Genomic DNA, 20,665 nt, shown 5'->3' with positions numbered 1-20,665 from the left:
GCGCTTATGATGGGCGCCTTGATTTCGTTCCGGAACTCCTTTCATGACATCCGCCGATTACGCCAGCCGCCAACGCGCGATCATTGCCGAACTGAACGTCGCCCCGCACTTCGACGCCGAGGCCGAAATCGCCCGCCGCGTCGAGTTCCTCGCGCAATACCTGCGTTCGACCGGCCTGCGGACCTACGTGCTCGGCATCAGCGGCGGCGTCGATTCGTCGACGGCCGGCCGGCTCGCCCAGCTGTCGGTCGAAAAGCTGCGCGCCGGCGGCTACGATGCCCGCTTCATCGCGATGCGCTTGCCGAACGGCGTGCAGAACGACGAAGCCGATGCACAGCGCGCGCTCTCGTTCGTCCGCGCGGACGAAGAATTGACCGTCAACGTGAAGCCGGCCGCCGACGCGATGCTCGCCGCGCTGGTCGCGTCCGGCCATGCGTTCGAGACGCCGGCCCAGCAGGACTTCGTGCACGGCAACGTCAAGGCGCGCGAGCGCATGATCGCGCAGTACGCGGTGGCCGGCGCGCGGCGCGGCATCGTGATCGGCACCGATCACGCGGCCGAGTCGCTGATGGGTTTCTTCACGAAGTTCGGTGACGGCGGCGCGGACATCCTGCCGCTCGCGGGGCTGAACAAGCGTCGCGTGCGCGCGGTGGCCCGTGCGCTCGGCGGCGACGAACTGATCGTGATGAAGGTACCGACGGCAGACCTCGAGGAACTGCGCCCGCTGCGCCCCGACGAGCACGCGTACGGCGTCACCTACGACGAGATCGACGATTTCCTCGAAGGCAAGCCTGTCGCCGACCACGTGTACGAAACCGTGCTGCGCTTCTACGACGCGTCGCGCCACAAGCGCGCGCTGCCGTACACGATGTTCGACTGGCCGGCCGCGTAAGCCGGCCAGGTTAAAAAAACGCCGCGCGCACCGTCATGGCTGCGCGCGGCGTCTTACTGACGGGCACCGCTACGCGTGTCCGCCCGTCTTCGTCGCCTGCAGCGCACGAATCCGCATCCGCGCACCCGTATCGCTGACCGTCGCGTCGTACATCGCCGAGAGATCGCGCTTGAGCGCGGTGCGCGAGCCGCCGTCGAGATACACCATGTGCCCCGACGGATAGAAACGCGCGGACAGGTTCTGCCGCACCTTCTGATCCTCCAGCGGCATCTGCTGCAGGTCGATCACGGTCTGGTAGAACGGCGTGACGAAATCGTAGAGGCCGTTCGCCGACAGTACCTTCAGGTCGACGTTCAACGCCATCACCGCCGCGAGATCGCCGGCCGTGTAGAGGATCACGTTCCCCTGCGCATCGATGCCCTGCTGCGCGCCGGTCGGGTCGGTGTGATGGAAATCCCAGTTCTGGAACGCCTGGTCGTTCAGGTCGGTGAACGCGGAACTCGACGTGAACTTCAACTGCTCGTTCAGGTAGCTGTTCCACATCGCCGTATAGACGCCCGTCACGGCCGTCATCGTCGGATCGTTGCCGCCGGAGTTCGGGTCGATCTTGCCGGCGATGCCCGACGAGATCCCGGTCACACGGCCGTCGTACGAACCGAGCGCCAGCCCCTGTGCCTGCAGCAACGTCGTCAGGAACAGCGAATTGCCGCGCGCGTTGTAACCCGCAATGTCGAGCCCCCACGTCTGCAGCGTCGCCGTGTCGATGCCCGTGTATTGCGACAGCTTCTTCACGGCGGCCGGGTCGGCATGCGGCACGTTGCGCAATGCGGTCAGGTAGTCGGTGCGTGCGAACTGCGCGACTTCCTCGACGAACGCGCCGAGATCGGCGGGCGCCGGCGTGACGCCGAGTTTCTTGTGATACCACGCATCGGCCGCGGCGGTCGGCAGCGCGCCGACCGGGTTGCCGGCCTGCCGGTAGTCGAGGATCGACGACTGCAGCGTGATGCCGTTCAGGTCGACGCCGTCCTCGTGCAGCTTGTACGCGAGCACGCAGCTGCGCGCGGTGCCGTACGATTCGCCGAACAGGTATTTCGGCGAATTCCAGCGGTTGTTCTTCGTCAGGTAGCGCTTGATGAACTGCTTCAGCGAATCCGCATCCTGGTCGACGCCCCAGAAGTTGCGATTCTTGTTCGGCGCAACCGCTGCCGAATAGCCGGTGCCGACCGGGTTGATGAACACCAGGTCGCTGTGGTCGATCATGCTGTCCGGGTTGTCTTCCATCTGGTACGGCGCGGGCGGCGTGAAGCCCGGCATCGACGTCTTGATGCGCTTCGGCGCGAACGACCCCAGCAGCACGAACACCGACGACGAGCCCGGCCCGCCGTTATAGAAGAACGTCACGGGCCGCGTTTCTTCCTTCGCGCCGTCGGCCGTGAACGCGACGTAGAAGAGCTTCGCGGCCGGCTGCGAACTGCTCGGGTCGACCGTCACGAGGTGGCCGGCCGTCGCCGTGTACGCGATGCGCTTCCCGTCGATCAGGATCGTGTGATGCGTGATCGCAGCCGCCTCGGTCGTGTCGGTCACCGAGTCGTCGGGGCCATTGCCGTACGCGACCGGATCGAAGAACGGCTGGTCGCGCCCGTGGCTCAGCGCGACCGGGTTGATGGTCGGCGGCACGCCATGCGAGTTGTGGTCGCCGTGATGCAGCGGATACACGCCGCCGGAAGATGCGGAATCGATGCCCATCGTGCTGCTCCTGGAGGTGAGAAAAAGGCGCGGACAGGAAGCCCGCGCCATACGGAAAGACGTGTAACGCGGCCGTCAGCTCGACGGCTTGCGCGTCAGGATCGCGGCGAGCTGCGCGCCGTTCGGGCTGCCGAGGCCCGTACACGCATCCCAGCCCTGCGCGGCCGCGTACGTACCGTTCGATCCTTGCGTGATGTCGCGCAGCGCGCCCGGATTCTTGTAAAGCACCGGATTGATCCAGCCGGCAGTCGCACCGCCCGCCGCCGCACTCGCCGCCGCATTGATCCGTGCAATCAACGCGGCCCACAGCGGCGCGACCGCGCTCGTGCCGCCCATCACCGTGGCCGTGCCGGCGATCGACACTTCGTAGCCGGTCTGCGGCGACGCGTCGCCGGCCACGTCCGGCACGCCGCGTTTCGCGAGCGGCGTGCTGCTGCCGTCGGCGCGCGTGAGCTTCAGCCCCTGCTGCCACGCCGGCAGGTCGAACAGCGTGCTGACGCCGCCCCCGCCCGCGCCGCCGCCGGCCGCCTCGTCATTCCACGTGACCTCGCTGCGGATGCCCTGCCCGGGCAGCGCGTCGAGCTGCGTGCCGCCGCAGCCGAGCACGTACGGGCTCGAGGCGGGGAAGTCGACATGATCGGCGCCGTCCTGCAACCCGTCGCCCGAACCGCTGTCGCCCGATGCCGCGCACACCGTGATGCCCTGCGCGGCGGCCGCCTGCAGCACGCGGTTGAACGCCTGCGCGGACTGCGCCTGCCAGATCGCCTCCGGGCCGCCCCAGCTGATCGAGATCACCGACGGCTTGTGGGTCGTGTCGCTGACGGCCGCGTTGACGGCCTGGATGAAGCCCGCGTCGCTGTTCGGCGCGAAGTAGACGGCAATCTTGGCGGCCGGCGCGATCGCGCCGGCGATCTCGATGTCGAGCGCGACTTCGCCGTCCGGGCCGCTCGGGTCGCCGGTCGGCGTGTTGCGGCCGGTGCCGACGTTCACGTCGACGAGCGTCGGCGGCGTCGTGATGCCGAGCCCGCGGAAATACTGCTGGATGTCGGCCGCGCGGTAGCCGCCGCCGAGCTCGATGATCGCGATGCATTGCCCGGCGCCATCGCCGGCCGGGAAGCCGTACAGCGAGGCCAGTTGGATCGGGGTGAACGTGACGCTCGATGCGCCGCCGCGCGCGGGCTTGAACGGCGGCCGCAGCCGGAAGTGCGGCCGCGCCTGCGGACGGCTGTCGAGGCCAAGCACGGCCGTGACGGCATCGCCGAGCTCGTCGGGCAGCGCGATCGGGCCGGAGCGGCCGCGATACTGGCCGATCGACCGATGCTCGAAGCGCTCGAGCTTGACGCTGAACGCGGCTTCGAACTGCTGGATCGTGCCGGACAGCACGACCACGCTTTCAACGGGATCGACGCGATCGACCGTCAGCTGATGACGATGCGCGAAGTCCTCGGCCTTGCGAATATCGTCGGGATTGGCGGAAAAGCGTTGCGCGAAGGTGGCGCGCGACACCGGTTTCGCTTGCGCGTCGCCGGTGGCGAGCTGGTGAAGCAGCGTATCGAGTTGCCCTTCTTCCTGCCGCCGCAACATGATCGTGACGTGGATGCGTTCTGCCGGATCGCACGGGCCGAGGCACTTGGACTCGGCGACGATTCGGGGTTCACGGTCGGCGTGAAGATGCCTTGCCATGTTCAGACCCTCCTTGGTACCGCGTTGCACGGAACAGCCAGGAAATCGGACAGGGCCGGCGGGAGACGGTTCCGTTCGGTCGGTCGGTTCGCGCAGCGCGAAGTAACAGGGAGTTTAGAACAGTCAGACGATTTGCGCGCATGCCCTTCTGCGACGGGGCGCGCGCACGGGCCGGCGTTGCGCCCGGCCTGCATCGAGTGCGGCAACGCACCGCGCGACCTGCGGCGGCGCGCCGCCGCCTCGGCACTCAGTCCATCGACAGGCGCAGTGCGAAGCCGATCAGCGCCGCGGAAAACGTCCAGCGCTGCACCGTCTGCGCGAGCGGATGCGCGCGCATCCACGCGGCGATCCGCGACGCGCCGAACACGCACGCGAGGTCGAAGCACACGCCGGCCGCCACCAGCAGCGCGCCCAGCTCGAACATCTGCAACATGACCGGCCCGGCCTCGGGACGCACGAACTGCGGCAGCAGCACCGAGCAGAACAGCAGCGCCTTCGGGTTCAGCAGGTTGGTGAGCAGGCCCTTCACGAACGACTGGCGCAGTTCGCCCGCCGAGGCCGCCGCATCGCCGTCGCCGAGCGCGAACACGGGCGAGCGGAACACCTGGATCGCGACATAGGCGAGATAGAGCGCGCCGCCGTAGCGGATCACTTCGTACAGCCACGGCGCGCTGCGAATCAGCGCCGCTACGCCGCAGGCGGACAGCGTCACGTGCGCGGTGCGCGCGAGCGACAGGCCGGCCGCCGCCGCCATCCCCGGCCGCACGCCGCGGCCGATGCTGGTCTGCAGCACGAGGGCCATGTCCGGCCCCGGCACCGCGTAAATGGCCGCCAGCGCGGCGAGATAAATCAACAGCAAATGCGTGGAAATCATGGTCTGCCTCTGTCCTCTTACGACGATATGTTGCCGCCTGAGTGCGAGGGATTATTGGCCATCTTTGGTTCAGGATTGGCGATCCGTAGGGGAATCCGCCACAATCACGCAATCCATAAAAGGATTCCGCCAACATGACCGAACTCGACAAAACCGACCGCGCCATCCTTGCCGCGGTGCAGCGCGACGGCCGCCTGCCGATCGCGCGCCTGGCCGATTCCGTGGGCCTTTCCGAGACGCCCTGCGCGCGGCGCCTGAAGCGACTCGAAAACGACGGCTACATCGAGCGCTACCGCGCGCAGCTGTCACGCCAGGCGCTCGGTTTCGGCGTCGTCGCATTCGTGCTCGTGCGGTTCGCGACGCACGATCGCAAGACCGCCGATCGCTTCGAGCGGGAAGTCCTTGGCATCGAGCGGATTCTGGCGTGCCACAACGTGGCGGGCACGGCCGACTATCTGCTGCAGGTCGTGGCGCGCGATCTCGACGACTACGGCACGTTCCTGCGCGAATCGCTGCGGATGCTGCCGGGCGTGACGTCGATCGAATCGGCGCTGTCGCTGCGCGAGGTCAAGCACGACGCGGGGCTACCGATGCCGTGATGCCGGCGGGCGGACGGCACACGCAAGCCGCACCCGGCGCTCCTCGGTTCGTCACGTCGACGCCGATCGATGTGGGCCGCGTCGGGCTGCCCCGCCGCAACACTCGTTCACATTGTTGAGGCCGGCAGCCTATGCGATGTCGGGCGGCTGGTGCGCGCGTTCGAGATCCTCGAGAAACGCTTCCACGAGCGGATTGCCGCGCCCGTTGCGCGCGACGACCATGTGGAACGTCACGTCGTAGCGCAACTGCTCCGGATTGAGCGGCGTGAGCAGCCCTTGCGCGACGTAAGGCGCCGCGAAGTGCTGCGGCAGGTAGCCGAGGTGGTGGCCGGACAGGATCAGCAGCGCGACGGCCTCCATGTTGTCGGCGGTCGCGGTCACGCGGTCGGGCGTCGTCGACATCTGCGCTTCGGGCAGCGGATACGAGCGCCACGCCCATTCGAAGCCCGCGACGTCGGCCGGCGTCAACTCGCCGGCGCCGTCGAACAGCGGATGGCCGCGCCCGCAGTACGCGACCTGGCGCTCGATGAACAGCGGCGTGTAGTGCAGCGACGGCACCCGGTGCCAGAAGTAGCCGACCGCGATCTGGATCTCGTCGCTCAGCAGCTTCTCCTCGAGATCCCCCGGCGCGCGCACGGAAATCGAGAAACGCACGGCCTCGTCGCGGGTGCGGAACGCGGCGATCGCCTCGGCGATCCGCGCGTTCTGGCTCACCGGCGTATGGCCGATCAGGCCGATGTGCAGCGTGCCGACCAGTTGGCGGTCCATGTGCCGCGCGGCCATCCCGAATTCGTCGAGCGCGGCGAGCAGCTTGCGGCTCATCGCGTGAAACCGCTCGCCCTTCGGCGTGAGCCGGAAACCGCTGCGGCCGCGCTCGCAGAGCCGGTAGCCGAGCCGCGTCTCGAGCGACGAAAGCTGCGCGCTGATCGTCGACTGCCCGACGTTCAGCACCGCCTGCGCGGCCGAGACGCCGCCCGCGTCCGTGACCGCGAGAAACACGCGGATCAACCGCAGATCGAGGGTCGACAGATTCCCCAGCACGTTCATCCCCTTCCATACATCGATGAAAATCGATGTTTACGTCGATATCTTCGCATTCTTCTTTGCGGGCCGAGCGCGTAAAACTGTGCGTCAGGCCGCGTCGCATGATACGGCAACCCCACATCGGAAGAGACAGCCCCATGAACGACCACACCCATTTCCAGCCGCTCGGCGGCAATGAAATGCCGCGCTGCGGCGGCATCGCGACGATGATGCGCCTGCCGCACGTGGCGAGCGCCGAAGGCCTCGACGCCTGTTTCGTCGGCGTGCCGTTCGATCTCGGCACGTCCAACCGCACCGGCGCGCGCTTCGGCCCGCGCCAGATCCGTACCGAATCCGTGCTGCTGCGCCCGTACAACATGGCCACGCGCGCCGCACCGTTCGATTCGCTGCAGATCGCCGACATCGGCGACGTCGCGATCAATCCGTACAACCTGCACGATTCCATCGCGCGCATCGAAGCGGCGTACGACGCGATCCTCGAGCACGACTGCAAGCCGATCACGCTCGGCGGCGACCATACGATCGCACTGCCGATCCTGCGCGCGATCCACCGCAAGCACGGCAAGGTTGCATTGATCCACGTCGATGCACACGCCGACGTGAACGACACGATGATGGGCGAAAAGATCGCGCACGGCACGCCGTTCCGCCGCGCGGTCGAGGAAGGCCTGCTGCACGGCGACAAGGTCACGCAGATCGGCCTGCGCGGCACCGGTTACGCCGCCGAGGATTTCGACTGGTGCCGCGAGCAGGGCTTCCGCGTCGTCCAGGCCGAGGAATGCTGGAACAAGTCGCTCGCGCCGCTGATGGAAGAAGTGCGCGCACGCGTCGGCGACACGCCCGTCTACATCAGCTTCGACATCGACGGCATCGACCCGGCCTACGCGCCGGGCACCGGCACGCCGGAAATCGCGGGCCTCACGGTGCCGCAGGCGCTCGAGATCATCCGCGGCGCGAAGGGGCTGAACATCGTCGGCTGCGATCTCGTCGAAGTCGCGCCGCCGTACGACCCGTTCGGCACCACGGCGCTGCTCGGCGCGAACCTCGCGTACGAGCTGCTGTGCGTGCTGCCGGGCGTCGCGTACCGCGACTGATCCCCGCGCCGCCACCTATTCCAAATCAGAGGATTCAGAGGAGCACACATAAAGATGGGGACTTCCGTCAAGCAACCCAAGCGGGCGGCGCTCGCGTCGTTCGTCGGCACCACGATCGAGTGGTACGACTTCTATAGCTACGCGACCGCCGCCGCCATCGTGTTCGGGCCGCTGTTCTTCCCCGGCGAAAACCGCTTCATCAGCCTGCTCGCGTCGTTCGGCTCGTTCGCGGTCGGCTTCTTCGCGCGGCCGCTCGGCGGCGTGATGTTCGGCTACCTCGGCGACCGCTTCGGCCGCAAGCGCTCGCTGCTCGCGACGCTGATGCTGATGGCCGTGTCGACCGTCGCGATCGGCCTGCTGCCGACTCACGCGCAAGCCGGCGTGATCGCACCGATCCTGCTCGTGCTGATGCGCGTGCTGCAAGGCATCGCGGTCGGCGGCGAATGGGGCGGCGCGGTGCTGCTCGCCGGCGAGCATGCGCCGGAAGGCAAGCGCACGTTCTTCGCGTCGTTCGCGCAGCTCGGCAGCGCGAGCGGCCTGATCCTGTCGATGCTCGCGTTCGGCGCGATCAGCACGCTGTCGAAGGAAGACATGATGAGCTGGGGCTGGCGCGTGCCGTTCCTGGCAAGCTCCGTGCTGCTGATCGTCGGCTTCGTGATCCGCGCGAGCGTGTCCGAGTCTCCCGAGTTCGAGGAAGTCAAGAAGAGCGGCAACATCGCGCAAAAACCGCTGCGCGAAGCGCTCAAGTACTGGCCGCTGCTGCTGCTCGCGATCGGCGCGAACGTGTATGGCATCGCCGGCGTGTATTTCAGCAACATCTTCATGATCAGCTACGCGACGCAGTTCCTGTCGCTCGACCGGTCGATGGTGCTGCATTGCATGACGATCGTCGCCGTGCTGCAGTTCGTCGTGCAGCTCGCGGCCGCGTTCCTCGCGCAGCGCTTCGGCACCACGCGCGTGCTGCTGATCACCGGCGCATGGGCCGCGATCGTCCCGTTCGTCATGCTGCCGCTCGTGCACATGGGCACGCCGCTGTCGATCACGGTCGGCGTCGGCCTCGCGACGCTCGCGGAATCGGGCTACTACTCGGTGGTCGCGGGCTTCGTCAGCGGCATCTTCGTCGCACGCATCCGCTACACGGCGATCTCGATCGCGTACCAGGTGTGCGGCGCGCTCGCCGGCGGCCTCACGCCGCTCGTCGCGACCCTCATCGCGCAGAACAGCGCGCCGCAATGGTGGCCGCTCGCGCTCCAGTACACGAGCGCCGCTATCCTGTCGTCGCTGTGCGTGTGGCTGATCTCGCGTCGCGTGAGCATCGACGATGCGGGCGCGACAAATCAGAAGGAAACGCCGCTGCCGCGCGGCGCACGCACCGCGTAACCGCTCGCAACGGGCAGGCGCCTCGCCTGCCCGTTTTTCGTTGCACGCGTCGGCGGTGCGTCGCACCGCCTCCCGGTTCCACGCTATTCATCGCTTGCCACGCAGACGTCGCGGCAGGCTGGCGCACGCGGTCGCCCTGCCGAACCGCGCCCGACCCAGGAGACAAGTCGTCATGACCCGCCCCGACACGCTCGATCTCGGTCGCACCGAATCGGCCGGCCTTGCGATCGAGCACCACTCGATCGACTACATTCCCGAACACGAGCGCCACGCGAAACTCGCCAGCCAGGGGCCGTTCTGGTTCCTCGGCAACTTCCATTTCTTCACGATCTCGATCGGCTTCGTCGGACCCGGCATGGGCCTGTCCGCCGGCTGGACGACGCTCGCGGGTGCGCTCGGGATCATGTTCGGCACGATCTTCATGGCGTTTCACGGCTCGCAGGGGCCCGAGATGGGGCTGCCGCAGATGATCCAGTCGCGCGCGCAGTTCGGCTATCGCGGCGTGATCGTCGCGCTGCTCGCGACGTTGTTCGTGTTCGTCGGCTTCAACGTCGTCAACGTGTCGTTGATGGTCGACGGCGTGCACAACGTATTCGGCATCGATGGCGGCTTCGTCGCCATCGCCGCCGTGACGACAGGTGCGCTGCTCGCCATCTACGGCCATGACCTGATGCACCGGACTTTCACGTGGGCGCTGATCGCGACACTGCCGCTCTATGCGCTCGTGACACTCGCGCTCGCGTTCGGCCATGCGACGCCGGCACCCACTACCGTTGCACCGGTTGCCGCTCCGGGCTTCAACTGGATCGCGTTCGCCACGCAATTCGCGATCGCCGCGAGCTACAACATTTCGTATGCCCCATATGTGTCGGACTATTCGCGTTATCTGCCGAAAAACACGCGCCGCGCGAAGCTGATCGCCGTGATCTTCGCCGGCGCGTCGCTGTCGGGCACCTGGATGATCGGCCTCGGCGCGTGGCTCGCGCAGAAGCTGCATGCGGCCGATGCGCTGGTCGCGATGAACGACGTCGGCTCGTCACTCGTGCCGGGCCTCGGCAAGCTGATCGCGATCGTCTCGCTGGTCGGCTTCCTGCCGATCATCGCGCTCAACGCGTACAGCGCGATGCTGACCGTACTGACCGCCGCCGATTCGATCGTGCCGATCCGGCCGACGCGCCGCGCGCGCGTGGCATCGATCATCGCGATCAGCACGTTCGTGCTGGCCTGCGTATTCGCGATCCGCGGCAACGGCATCGCGCTGCTGCAGACGTTCCTGACGCTGATGCTCTACTTCCTCGTACCGTGGACCGCCGTGAATCTCGTCGACTATTTCTTCGTGCGCCGCGGTCACTATGCGATCGCGCACTTCTTCATGCCGAACGGGCTCTACGGCGCGTGGCAACCGCGCGGCATCGTCGCCTACTTTGTCGGCTTCGCGGCGATGGTGCCGTTCTTCTATATCTTCGACGCCGAAGCAAACCGCGAGATTTTCGTCGGGCCGTTCGCTCGCATGCTCGGCGGCGTGGATATCGCGTGGCTCGTCGGCCTGGTGGTCGCGGGCGCTGCGTACTGGCTGCTGTCGCGGTCGCTCGACCTCGCACGCGAACGCCGCATCATTGCCGAGACGCCCTCTCCTGAAACGCCCGCCGAGCCCCTCGAACACGAGCGCGCATGATCACGCACTGCCCGTGACACCGGGCCCTCCCGTCACGGCATAAGTCACGCCGCCGGCCGCGCCGCCCGATCATCGAGCGCGGCGGCCGGCACGCAACCTGCGCGCGTTATTGCACCGCGTTGCGCAGCGTCTTCGCGGCGGCGACCATGTTCGTCAGCGCCGGAATCACTTCCGCCCACTGGCGCGTCTTCAGGCCGCAGTCCGGGTTCACCCACAGGCGTTCCGCCGGAATCCGCTCGGCCGCCTTCTTCATCAGGCCGACGATGTGCGCCTGCGTCGGGATGTTCGGCGAATGAATGTCGTACACGCCCGGCCCGATTTCGTTCGGATACTTGAAGGTGTCGAACGCGTCGAGCAGCTCCATGTCCGAGCGCGATGTCTCGATCGTGATCACGTCCGCATCCATGTCGGCGATCGACGCGATGATGTCGTTGAACGCCGAATAGCACATGTGCGTGTGGATCTGCGTATCGTCCTGCACGCCGTTCGCGGCGATACGGAACGATTCGACCGCCCACTTCAGGTACTCGCCCCACTGCGCGCGGCGCAGCGGCAGCCCTTCGCGCAGCGCGGCCTCGTCGATCTGGATCACGCGCACGCCGGCCTTCTCGAGATCGAGCACTTCTTCACGGATAGCCAGCGCGAGCTGGTAGCACGACACCGAGCGCGGCTGGTCGTCGCGCACGAACGACCAGTTCAGGATCGTCACCGGGCCGGTCAGCATGCCCTTCATCGGCTTGTTCGTCAGCGACTGCGCGTACGTGATCCATTCGACCGTCATCGCCTTCGGGCGGCTGATGTCGCCGAACAGGATCGGCGGCTTCACGCAGCGCGAACCGTACGACTGCACCCAGCCGAACTGGCTGAACGCGTAGCCGTCGAGCTGCTCGCCGAAGTATTCGACCATGTCGTTGCGCTCGGCTTCGCCGTGCACGAGCACGTCGAGTTCGAGCGACTCCTGTTCGCGTACGCTGCGTTCGATCTCGGCCTGCATCGCCGCGCGGTAACCGGCTTCGTCCAGCGCGCCGGCCTTGAACTGGCTGCGGGCCTGACGGATTTCGCCGGTCTGCGGGAACGAGCCGATCGTCGTCGTCGGGAACGCCGGCAGGTTCAGGCGCGCCGACTGCTTCGGCGCGCGCTGCGTATAGGGGCTCGCGCGGTTGCCGAGCTGCGCGTCGATCCGGGCGATCGCGGCCTTCACCGCCGGGTTGTTCACGCGCGGCGACTGGCGGCGCGAATGAATCGCGGCGGCGTTCGCGGCCAGCGCGTCGGCCACCTTGTCGCGGCCCTCATTCAGTGCGGTCGCGAGGACCTTCAGCTCGTCGAGCTTCTGCAGCGCGAACGCGAGCCATGAACGGATTTCCGCATCGAGCTTCTCTTCGCTCGCGAGATCGACCGGCACGTGCAGCAGCGAGCACGACGGTGCGATCCACAGGCGATCGCCCAGTTGCTTCGCGAGCGGCTCGAGCCAGTCGAGCGTCGCGTTCAGGTCGGTCTTCCAGATGTTGCGGCCGTTGATCGCGCCCACCGACAGCACGCGCCCGGCCGGCAGGTCACGCGCCAGCGCGTCGACTTCGTCGCGTGCGTTGATCGCATCGACATGCAGGCCGTCGACCGACAGCGAACGCGCGAGCGCCAGATTGCCCTGCAGTTGGCCGAAATACGTCGCGAGCAGCACCTTGATGCGGCGCGTTTCGAGCGTGGCGTACGCGGTCCTGAACGCTTGTTGCCATTCGTCGTCGAGTTCGGTGACGAGGATCGGCTCGTCGATCTGCACCCATTCGACGCCCTGCGCGGTCAGCGTGTCGAGCAGTGCGCCGTACACCGGCAGCAGCTTCGGCAGCAGTGCGAGGCGGTCGGAATCGTCCTTCGCCTTGCCGAGCCACAGATACGTGACGGGGCCGAGGATCACCGGCTTCGCAGCCACGCCCCGTGCCTGCGCTTCCGCCAGTTGCTGGAGCAGGCGCGACGGGTCGAGCGAGAAGTTCGTGTCCGCGTGGAATTCCGGCACGATGTAGTGATAGTTCGTATCGAACCACTTCGTCATTTCACCGGCCGCGACGCCGCCGCAGCACGCGGCATGCGCGTCCGCCGACTGCGCCGAACGGCCGCGTGCGACACGGAAATAGTTGTCGAGCACGTCGCCGTGGAAACCCTGCACGCGCTTCGGCAGGTTGCCGAGCGTGAAGCTCATGTCGAGCACCTGATCGTAGAACGCGAAGTCGCCGATCGGCACGAGGTCCAGACCGCGCTGGTCGTTCCAGTGACGCTGGCGCAACTCGGCGCCCAGCGCCTTCAGCTCGTCGCGCGACGATTCGCCTTTCCAGTAGCGTTCGAGACCGAACTTGAGTTCGCGCTTCGCGCCGATGCGCGGAAAACCGAGGTTGTGTGTCGTGACCATGAGCTGCCGTCCAGAAGAGAAATTGCATGTCCGGGAGCCATGATAGGGATTTCAAATCATGAAATAAAATGGAATTATTTCATTTATCCATTAAAGTTATTCATGCACCTGTTGCGCGAGCGATATCCATGCTGGAACGATTCCATCTCGTCGTCATTCGTGAGGTCGAGCGCCAGGGCTCGCTGACCGCGGCCGCCCATGTGCTGCACCTCACGCAATCGGCGCTCAGCCATACCGGCATCGATCGACTATCTGGCCGCGTTCGTCGCGCTGGCGCGCGAATCGACGTGGAGCGCGCCACGCATGCTGCGCTAGGCACGCCCCGTTGCAATGTGCGTCAGGCGGCGCGCATGCCGATGCGTTCGCCGCGCTCGACCCACGCGCCGAACAGCAGGCCGATCGTCGTCCACATGATCACCTGCATGCCGATGGCCGCCACGCGGAACTTCCACAGCAAGGCCGCCGGGAACTCGGCCGGCAACTCGCTGACCGACGGCAGCCCGATCTGCACGGCCGCGATGATCGCGACGAACACGAGGCCGGCGACGATCGACGCGTTCCACTGCCCGAGCTTCGCCAGCAGATGGCGGCGCACGCTGACCGAGAACACCATCGTCGCGACCGAGATCGCGATCATCAGGAAGAACAACCCCGTGCGATAGCCGATCGTGTCGGGGTCGCCGACCGACGGCGGATTCGCCGGGTACTTGAGGTTCGGCACGATCACGAGCGAGACGAACGACGCCAGCGCGAGCCACGCAGCCAGCGGCCGTGCCGGGAGGCGGCTGCCTCGGCCATACGCATACGCAAAGACGAGCGAGAACAACCCGCCGAATGCCGCGCCGTAGGTCACGACGCCCGTCAGCAGACCGAGGCCGGCTTGCGTGTGGCGGCTGACCAGTTCGGGTTCCGGTGCTTCGCCTCGGGCGGCTTCGGTTTTTTCCTCGAAGGAGATTGCCTGATCGACTTGCGGTTCGCCGACGATTTTCGCGAAACCGAACGTGAGGAGGCCTGCGGCGATGCCTGCGAGCATCCCGCGCATGAGCAGCTTTCCGACCATCGTGAACTCCGCGTCAGTGGCAGGGGAAGCCGAGCAGATGGCGGCCGTCGTGGACGAACTCGTGGACATACATGCCCGGCACCAGCGACGTCGCGCCTTGTTCCGCACCGACGAAATACAGCGCGAGCAACAGGATCAGGCCGACGAACACGGCCCACGGCAACAGTTCGCGGACGGGGATGGGTGCCGGCACGACCGCCGGCTTCAGCACTGCTTCGCTCATGGATGCACCTCAGGGGAATCGCGCCCCGACAAATGTTGGATGGGTACGAAGGCAGGTCTGGCTTCCGGGATCATGGATCACCGGTTACAGTGGCGCGACCGCGCCGGAATTGCACCGGCTTCCGCGTTTCGTATCGGGCGAATTGTACGCGCGAACGTTCGCGTATTGAAGCGGCGACGGGTGATCGAATTCGCTCGTCCCGGATCATCCGCACAACGACATGAACATGCCTGCCTCGCTGCGCCTGATCGCGCACGCCTCGACCCGGGCAATGCGCACCGGTACGTTTCCCGACGACGACCCGCTCGACGCGCACGGGCTCGCCGACGCCGCGGCGCTGCACGACCGGTGGGCACGCGTGACCGGCGCGCGCGTGCTGTGCAGCCCGGCCCGCTGTGCGGTGCAGACCGCCGATGCGCTCGGCCTGCGTGCCGCCATCGATGACGCGCTGCGCGACATCGACTACGGAAACTGGCGCGGCAAGCGGCTGCACGACCTCGCGCGCGACCTGCCTGACGAATTGGGCGCGTGGATCGGCGATCCCTCCGCGTCCCCGCACGGCGGCGAATCGTTCGATGCAGCGATGCGCCGCGTCGGCACATGGTTGAACGCGCTGCAACACGGCCGCGACATCGTCGCCATCACGCATGCGCCGATCGTTCGCGCGGCCGTCGCGCATGCGCTGCGAATGGATCCCGGCGCGGCAATCCGCATCGACGTCGCACCACTGTCGTGCACGAGATTCGCTGCGTCGCCGCACGGATGGACGTTGATCGCCGCCGACGACCGGCGCGACACTGCGACGTAGCCGCTCGCCGTGTTGCATTCGCAATATCGGGCACGACACGAGCCGACGTGTCGCGTCGTATCGCGATTGCCTGGCGACGTTCACCTTACGCCGCTGCAAGACACGCCGTTCGTTGTCCCTGCTGTCATCAAACTGACTGCTAGCCGAAGCTAGGATCAGTCGCGGTTCCCTTACGAGATACCGTCATGAATCAGCCTGCTTCGTCTGCCCCGAACAATTCGGGTTCCGTCGAGCGCACCAAGCAGCTCGGCTACGCCGTCTTCCTGCTGGTGCTCGCGATCGGTGCGGTGTATATCGCCACGCACCTGATCGACGATCTGTCGCCGATGCGCGAAGGATCGCTGTTCCCGTACCTGATGCTCGGCGCCGCGCTGCTGATCGCGCTCGGCTTCGAATTCGTCAACGGTTTCCACGACACCGCGAACGCGGTGGCCACCGTGATCTATACGCACTCGCTGACACCGAACGTCGCGGTGATCTGGTCCGGCCTGTGGAACTTCCTCGGCGTGATGATCTCGAGCGGCGCCGTCGCGTTCGGCATCCTGCAACTGCTGCCGGTCGAGCTGATCCTGCAGGTCGGCAGCGGTGCGGGCTTCGCGATGGTGTTCGCGCTGCTGATCGCCGCGATCGTATGGAACCTCGCGACCTGGTATTTCGGGTTGCCGTCGTCGAGCTCGCATACGCTGATCGGGTCGATCATCGGCGTCGGGCTGATGAACCAGCTGATGCACGGGCCGTCCGGCACGAGCGGCGTCGATTGGGGCCAGGCGCTTGGCGTCGGCAAGTCGCTGCTGCTCTCGCCGCTCGTCGGCTTCCTGTGCGCGGCGCTGCTGCTGCTCGTGCTGAAAACCCTCGTGCGGATTCCGGAGCTGTACAAGGAGCCGCCGAAGGACCAGCCGCCGCCGTTCTGGATTCGTTGCCTGCTGATCCTGACCTGCACGGGCGTGTCGTTCGCGCACGGCTCGAACGACGGCCAGAAAGGGATGGGGCTCATCATGCTGATCCTGATCGGCACGGTGCCGACCGCCTATGCGCTGAACAAGGCCGTCACGCCGGCCGAGACGCAGACCTTCGTGGCGGTCGCGAACCAGGCCGCCGCGACGTTCGGGAAGTACACGAACGGCGTTGCACCGTCCGCGAACCCGCGTGCCGACGTCGAGCTTTACGTCCAGCATCGCGAACTGACGCCGGCCGTGATCCCCGCCGTACAGCAGTTGTCCGCGTCGCTCGCGACCGCGGTCGGTGCATCGGGCTCGATGGCGGCCGTGCCGCAACGCGACGTCGACAACGTACGCAACACGATGTATCTGGTCTCCGAAGCCATCCGCCTGATCGAGAAGTCCGGCCGGCCCGCGTTCGCCGCCGACGACAAGCTCGCGATCGACAACTATCGCAAGCAGCTCGACCACGCGACCAAGTTCATTCCGACGTGGGTGAAGGTGGCGGTCGCGATCGCACTGGGCCTCGGCACGATGGTGGGCTGGAAGCGGATCGTCGTGACCGTCGGCGAGAAAATCGGCAAGCAGCATCTGACGTACGGACAGGGCGCATCGGCCGAACTCGTGGCGATGCTCACGATCGGCGCGGCCGACGTGTACGGATTGCCGGTGTCGACGACGCACGTGTTGTCGTCGGGCGTCGCAGGCACGATGGCGGCGAACGGATCGGGCTTGCAGTGGGGCACGGTGCGCAGCCTCGTGCTGGCGTGGGTGCTGACGCTGCCGGCGTCGATCGTGCTTGCCGGCGGGCTCTATTGGCTGTTCCGGTCGGTGGCGTAAGCGGTGATGCAGCGGGTGGCCGGGCGGAGCCGGCTACCTGCTGGAGAAGATTCGCCCCTTGTCCCTCGCTGTCCCGTCTCTCCGTCTCGCCAACTCGACTCGTCGAGGCATTCGGTGCGTCCATGCCGTCGCGAACGCTCACCCTCTTCCTTTCCCGAATTGAAGCGCAAGATCTGGAGCGCGCCGGCGCATCGACATCCGTAGACTGGGCTCATCAACATTTACCGTGGACTCGACCGTGCGGACGACGTGCCCGAAGCATTCCGCACGACTGCATGGCGCTACATTGCTGACGAACCGAGCTATGCCCGTGAACATTGCCGACCTGCAACCTGCCGTCGAATCACTGGAAATTGCGCAACGCGTCGATGCGATCGACTGGACGACTGTCGATGCCGATCTCGATCGCTACGGATGCGCGCGCGTGCCGGGCCTGCTCTCGGCCAGCGAATGCGCGACGCTCGCGTCGCTCTATCCTCACGATGCGCTCTATCGCTCGCGCGTCGTGATGGCGCGGCACGGGTTCGGTCGCGGCGAATACAAGTATTTCGCGTATCCGCTCCCCGCGGTCATCGCCGAGCTGCGTGCGACGCTCTACCCGCATCTCGCGCCAATCGCGAATCGCTGGAACACGGCACTCGGGATCGACGTCCGCTATCCGGCAGACCACGCGGTCTTCCTCGCTCGCTGCCATGCAGCAGGACAGACGCGACCGACGCCGCTGATCCTGCAATACGGCGCCGACGACTACAACTGCCTCCATCAGGACCTGTATGGCGAGCATGTCTTTCCGCTCCAGGTCGCGATCCTGCTGTCGGCGCCCGGCCGTGATTTCACGGGTGGGGAGTTCGTGCTGACGGAACAGCGACCACGCATGCAATCGCGCGCGGAAGTGGTGCCGCTGACACAAGGCGACGCCGTCATCTTCGCCGTGCACGGCAGGCCCGTGCAGGGAACGCGCGGCGTCTATCGCGTCAACCTGCGCCACGGCGTCAGCCGGATTCGGAACGGCCATCGCCACACGGTCGGCATCATCTTCCATGACGCGCAGTGACGGCGAGCGGAATACGCACGATGCTCGCAGGCCATCCGTCACGCAGACGGATTTGTGCGGGAAATGCCGCGCATCCGGCATGCCAATCGCTCGTTACCCATCCGGATTCTTTGCAAACGGACATCGGCGCGCGACCAGTTCATCCATCCAATCCGGCAAATGATCGCTTTCGATTCGCTGCAGACCGTCGCGACTCGTCGGATCGACGTCTCAAGTGAGCGACAGGAAGCAGAAGCACTCACCTGTCGCAGCACAACGTCGATGGGACCCGACCTACCCGCGCGCCACATTCGCCCGCAATCGATCACCCGCATCGGAGGCGAGCCGTGCGTAGCCCGGCAACGTCAGCAATGCGAGCACGCCCGCTGCGACGAATGCCCAGCGAAAGTCGTCGAGTACGTAGTGCATGCCGGCCACATCGCCCCGCACCAACGCTGCGAGTCGAAGCGACAACGCACCGAACGCGATGCCCATTCCGATCGTCATCTGCTGAGCAGCGCTCCACAACGTGCTGGCCGCGCTTGTCTGCTGGGCCGGGATATCCGCATAGGCCAGCGTCGCGAGCGTCGTGAACTGCATCGACCGCGTCAGTCCGTAGACAAATACGACGAACAGCGTGATCGCCAGTGGCGTCGATGCAGTCAGCCAGCCGCACGCGATCGTGAAGAGGCCGACTATCGTCACGTCGACGAGTGCGACGCGCCGAAAGCCGTAGCGGTCGAGAATCCACGACGTTCCCGCCTTCATCCCGAGATTGCCGAGCGCACTCGCGAGCAGCAGCAGGCCGGACTGGAACGGCGACAGCCCGAAACCGATCTGGAACAGCAGCGGCAGCAGGTACGGCACGGCATTGATGGCCATCCTCGTGATCGACCCGGTGATCACGGTCACCGAGAACGTCGGCACTTTCAATGTCGTGAAGTCGAGCAGCGGATGTGCACAACGTTGCGCATGCCACCAGGCGGCGATGCCGAACACCACGCTCGCGCCCACCAGGACGGCTGCGCGCGTAAAGTGGACGTCCTGCTGGCCGGCCGCTTCGGTGCCGATCAACAGACAGGTCAGCGCACCTCCGGCGAGTACGAAGCCGCCCCAGTCGAGCGGTCGTTGCTCGTCGGCCCGCGTGTTCCGGACGATCAGCCAGGTGCAGACCAGTGCGGCAATGCCGAACGGGACGTTCAGCAGGAAGATCCACCGCCATGATGCATAGGTCGTGATGAAGCCGCCGATCGGCGGCCCGACGACAGGAGCGACGATGCCTGGCCACGTGATCGTCGCGATCGCGCGCATCAGCTTCGCCTTCTCGGTGCTGCGAACGACGATCATGCGCCCGACCGGCACCATCATCGCCCCGCCGACGCCTTGCAGCAGGCGCGCAGCGGTGAATGTCACGACACCTTCGGACAACCCGCACAGCACCGACGCACCGGTAAAGACGACGATTGCACTGGCGAACACCGTGCGCGAGCCATACCGGTCCGCGATCCAGCCGCTGATCGGGATGAACACTGCCAGTGCCAGCATGTAGGCCGTCATCCCGAGGCTCAGCGCATTCGGCCCGACACCGAACGAGCGCGCCATTTGCGGTAGCGCGGTCGCGATCACGGTCGTGTCGAGGTACTCCATGAAGAACGTTGCGGCGACGAGATACGGCAAGAAGTCGGTCGTCCGACCACTTTGTGCAGGGCTATCAGTCATGAACGGTGCGGGAGACGGGATACGGCGGACCCCGACCGCCGGCGGTTGCCTGGAAGCACCGGGGATCGGGACGAACGGTGATATTACCCCGAAGGGCTTGCACCCCGCTCTGCAGGGCATGTCGCGCGAATGGACTTTATGCGCATAGATTTTTGTGATGATTTAGCGCTGAGTTTGTTGTGTGTGCCGGCGATCACGTCGATACACCGCGTCGAAGGACCGGTAGATGGTGCAAGATGCCTTTTGCCCGAACACATCAATTGCCAGCCATTTTCGACAAAACATCGCCCATCGTCAGCCATCATCGCGCCATTCGTGGATAAATCGACGTCTGATGGGGACTAATGGGAGGCCGATGGATGTGTGGTCCAGAGAGAGTGTCGGGAGAACATTGGAGGCCTGGGTCGACGCATTCGCCCCCCGGTTTCCGCCAGATCGAGGTGTGGCGCTGGGAAACGTGCCTGGAGGTAGGAGTGACGCGGAGCTGTATCCAGCCTGCTGTCCATCCCGCTCGCAAAGCATTTCCGCCGCTGAAATGCAAAAACCCCCGCCTTTCGGGCGGGGGTTTCTGGCTTAGGGAGCCTGACGATTACCTACTTTCACACGGGAATCCGCACTATCATCGGCGTAGAGTCGTTTCACGGTCCTGTTCGGGA

At 66.1% G+C, this 20,665-nt stretch carries 16 protein-coding genes, 1 pseudogene and 1 riboswitch; of the genes and pseudogenes, 9 read left to right on the top strand and 8 right to left on the bottom strand.

Going from position 1 to position 20,665, the window contains the following annotated elements; all coding sequences use genetic code 11:
- Window positions 1-43: 43 nt before the first annotated feature.
- The gene (nadE, locus tag LGM56_RS00085) at window positions 44-892 is read left to right on the top strand and encodes an ammonia-dependent NAD(+) synthetase (RefSeq protein ID WP_089475574.1); all 849 of its coding nucleotides are present in this window, start codon (window positions 44-46) and stop codon (window positions 890-892) included.
- Window positions 893-961: 69 nt separating this feature from the next.
- Here nadE and LGM56_RS00080 read toward each other — a convergent pair whose 3' ends face one another.
- The 3 genes from LGM56_RS00080 to LGM56_RS00070 form a co-directional block, all read right to left on the bottom strand.
- Entirely contained in the window at window positions 962-2,638 is a 1,677-nt protein-coding gene (locus LGM56_RS00080) for a S10 family peptidase (RefSeq protein ID WP_226202056.1), read from the bottom strand.
- Window positions 2,639-2,713: 75 nt separating this feature from the next.
- Entirely contained in the window at window positions 2,714-4,321 is a 1,608-nt protein-coding gene (locus tag LGM56_RS00075; protein WP_226202054.1) for a protease pro-enzyme activation domain-containing protein, read from the bottom strand.
- 247 nt (window positions 4,322-4,568) lie between these two features.
- Window positions 4,569-5,195 (bottom strand): LysE family translocator, encoded by a 627-nt coding sequence (locus tag LGM56_RS00070; protein WP_226202052.1) that lies wholly within the window; start codon window positions 5,193-5,195, stop codon window positions 4,569-4,571.
- A 134-nt stretch (window positions 5,196-5,329) separates the two neighbouring features.
- Between LGM56_RS00070 and LGM56_RS00065 the strand changes: the two genes are divergently transcribed.
- Window positions 5,330-5,794: an Lrp/AsnC family transcriptional regulator gene (locus LGM56_RS00065; RefSeq protein ID WP_122476857.1), complete on the top strand. Its 465-nt coding sequence runs from the start codon at window positions 5,330-5,332 to the stop codon at window positions 5,792-5,794.
- 129 nt (window positions 5,795-5,923) lie between these two features.
- On the opposite strand, the gene LGM56_RS00060 is transcribed toward LGM56_RS00065, so the two are convergent.
- Entirely contained in the window at window positions 5,924-6,835 is a 912-nt protein-coding gene (locus LGM56_RS00060; RefSeq protein WP_089498073.1) for a LysR family transcriptional regulator, read from the bottom strand.
- A gap of 140 nt (window positions 6,836-6,975) precedes the next feature.
- On the opposite strand from LGM56_RS00060, the gene speB reads away from it, so the two are divergent.
- The 3 genes from speB (at window position 6,976) to LGM56_RS00045 (ending at window position 10,987) form a co-directional block, all read left to right on the top strand.
- Window positions 6,976-7,932, top strand: coding sequence for an agmatinase (gene speB, locus LGM56_RS00055; protein ID WP_011353980.1), 957 nt, complete (start codon window positions 6,976-6,978; stop codon window positions 7,930-7,932).
- A 54-nt stretch (window positions 7,933-7,986) separates the two neighbouring features.
- Complete coding sequence (locus tag LGM56_RS00050; protein ID WP_226202050.1) at window positions 7,987-9,312, top strand: MFS transporter; 1,326 nt, start codon at window positions 7,987-7,989, stop codon at window positions 9,310-9,312.
- Between the two features lie 172 nt (window positions 9,313-9,484).
- Window positions 9,485-10,987, top strand: a complete 1,503-nt coding sequence (locus LGM56_RS00045) for a purine-cytosine permease family protein (RefSeq protein ID WP_226202048.1) — start codon at window positions 9,485-9,487, stop codon at window positions 10,985-10,987.
- A gap of 106 nt (window positions 10,988-11,093) precedes the next feature.
- Here the strand turns inward: LGM56_RS00045 and metE are convergent, their stop codons facing one another.
- A complete protein-coding gene (gene metE / locus LGM56_RS00040) occupies window positions 11,094-13,388 on the bottom strand; it encodes a 5-methyltetrahydropteroyltriglutamate--homocysteine S-methyltransferase (protein ID WP_226202046.1) in 2,295 nt (764 codons plus the stop codon).
- Between the two features lie 68 nt (window positions 13,389-13,456).
- Here metE and LGM56_RS37000 point away from each other — a divergent pair.
- Window positions 13,457-13,624: pseudogene (locus LGM56_RS37000) on the top strand (LysR family transcriptional regulator); the annotation flags it as partial.
- 101 nt (window positions 13,625-13,725) lie between these two features.
- On the opposite strand, the gene LGM56_RS00030 reads toward LGM56_RS37000, so the two are convergent.
- On the bottom strand, window positions 13,726-14,448 hold the full coding sequence (locus LGM56_RS00030) for a CbtA family protein (protein WP_089458900.1): 723 nt from the start codon (window positions 14,446-14,448) through the stop codon (window positions 13,726-13,728).
- 13 nt (window positions 14,449-14,461) lie between these two features.
- The gene (locus tag LGM56_RS00025) at window positions 14,462-14,671 is read right to left on the bottom strand and encodes a CbtB domain-containing protein (protein WP_006488502.1); all 210 of its coding nucleotides are present in this window, start codon (window positions 14,669-14,671) and stop codon (window positions 14,462-14,464) included.
- A gap of 32 nt (window positions 14,672-14,703) precedes the next feature.
- Window positions 14,704-14,846, bottom strand: a riboswitch (cobalamin riboswitch).
- A 45-nt stretch (window positions 14,847-14,891) separates the two neighbouring features.
- Between LGM56_RS00025 and LGM56_RS00020 the strand changes: the two genes are divergently transcribed.
- The 3 genes from LGM56_RS00020 to LGM56_RS00010 all read left to right on the top strand — a co-directional run bounded on the left by LGM56_RS00020 (window position 14,892) and on the right by LGM56_RS00010 (window position 18,311).
- Entirely contained in the window at window positions 14,892-15,479 is a 588-nt protein-coding gene (locus LGM56_RS00020; protein ID WP_226202044.1) for a histidine phosphatase family protein, read from the top strand.
- A gap of 185 nt (window positions 15,480-15,664) precedes the next feature.
- Window positions 15,665-17,257 (top strand): inorganic phosphate transporter, encoded by a 1,593-nt coding sequence (locus tag LGM56_RS00015; protein ID WP_089496182.1) that lies wholly within the window; start codon window positions 15,665-15,667, stop codon window positions 17,255-17,257.
- A 310-nt stretch (window positions 17,258-17,567) separates the two neighbouring features.
- On the top strand, window positions 17,568-18,311 hold the full coding sequence (locus tag LGM56_RS00010; RefSeq protein ID WP_089498072.1) for a 2OG-Fe(II) oxygenase: 744 nt from the start codon (window positions 17,568-17,570) through the stop codon (window positions 18,309-18,311).
- A gap of 273 nt (window positions 18,312-18,584) precedes the next feature.
- Here the strand turns inward: LGM56_RS00010 and LGM56_RS00005 are convergent, their stop codons facing one another.
- On the bottom strand, window positions 18,585-20,009 hold the full coding sequence (locus LGM56_RS00005; protein WP_226202042.1) for a DHA2 family efflux MFS transporter permease subunit: 1,425 nt from the start codon (window positions 20,007-20,009) through the stop codon (window positions 18,585-18,587).
- Window positions 20,010-20,665: the final 656 nt, after the last annotated feature.

Origin of the sequence: Burkholderia sp. AU38729 (assembly GCF_020419725.1) — a bacterium.
In the GTDB taxonomy this organism is placed as follows: Bacteria; Pseudomonadota; Gammaproteobacteria; order Burkholderiales; family Burkholderiaceae; genus Burkholderia.
Note: the sequence above shows the minus strand (reverse complement) of the source record. Positions and strands in the feature narration are given on the sequence as shown.

Coding starts and splice junctions, on each gene's coding strand:
- nadE (WP_089475574.1), top strand. CDS start 44: ATGACATCCGCCGATTACGCCAGCCGCCAACGCGCGATCATTGCCGAA.
- LGM56_RS00080 (WP_226202056.1), bottom strand. CDS start 2,638: ATGGGCATCGATTCCGCATCTTCCGGCGGCGTGTATCCGCTGCATCAC.
- LGM56_RS00075 (WP_226202054.1), bottom strand. CDS start 4,321: ATGGCAAGGCATCTTCACGCCGACCGTGAACCCCGAATCGTCGCCGAG.
- LGM56_RS00070 (WP_226202052.1), bottom strand. CDS start 5,195: ATGATTTCCACGCATTTGCTGTTGATTTATCTCGCCGCGCTGGCGGCC.
- LGM56_RS00065 (WP_122476857.1), top strand. CDS start 5,330: ATGACCGAACTCGACAAAACCGACCGCGCCATCCTTGCCGCGGTGCAG.
- speB (WP_011353980.1), top strand. CDS start 6,976: ATGAACGACCACACCCATTTCCAGCCGCTCGGCGGCAATGAAATGCCG.
- LGM56_RS00050 (WP_226202050.1), top strand. CDS start 7,987: ATGGGGACTTCCGTCAAGCAACCCAAGCGGGCGGCGCTCGCGTCGTTC.
- LGM56_RS00045 (WP_226202048.1), top strand. CDS start 9,485: ATGACCCGCCCCGACACGCTCGATCTCGGTCGCACCGAATCGGCCGGC.
- metE (WP_226202046.1), bottom strand. CDS start 13,388: ATGGTCACGACACACAACCTCGGTTTTCCGCGCATCGGCGCGAAGCGC.
- LGM56_RS00030 (WP_089458900.1), bottom strand. CDS start 14,448: ATGGTCGGAAAGCTGCTCATGCGCGGGATGCTCGCAGGCATCGCCGCA.
- LGM56_RS00025 (WP_006488502.1), bottom strand. CDS start 14,671: ATGAGCGAAGCAGTGCTGAAGCCGGCGGTCGTGCCGGCACCCATCCCC.
- LGM56_RS00020 (WP_226202044.1), top strand. CDS start 14,892: ATGAACATGCCTGCCTCGCTGCGCCTGATCGCGCACGCCTCGACCCGG.
- LGM56_RS00015 (WP_089496182.1), top strand. CDS start 15,665: ATGAATCAGCCTGCTTCGTCTGCCCCGAACAATTCGGGTTCCGTCGAG.
- LGM56_RS00005 (WP_226202042.1), bottom strand. CDS start 20,009: ATGACTGATAGCCCTGCACAAAGTGGTCGGACGACCGACTTCTTGCCG.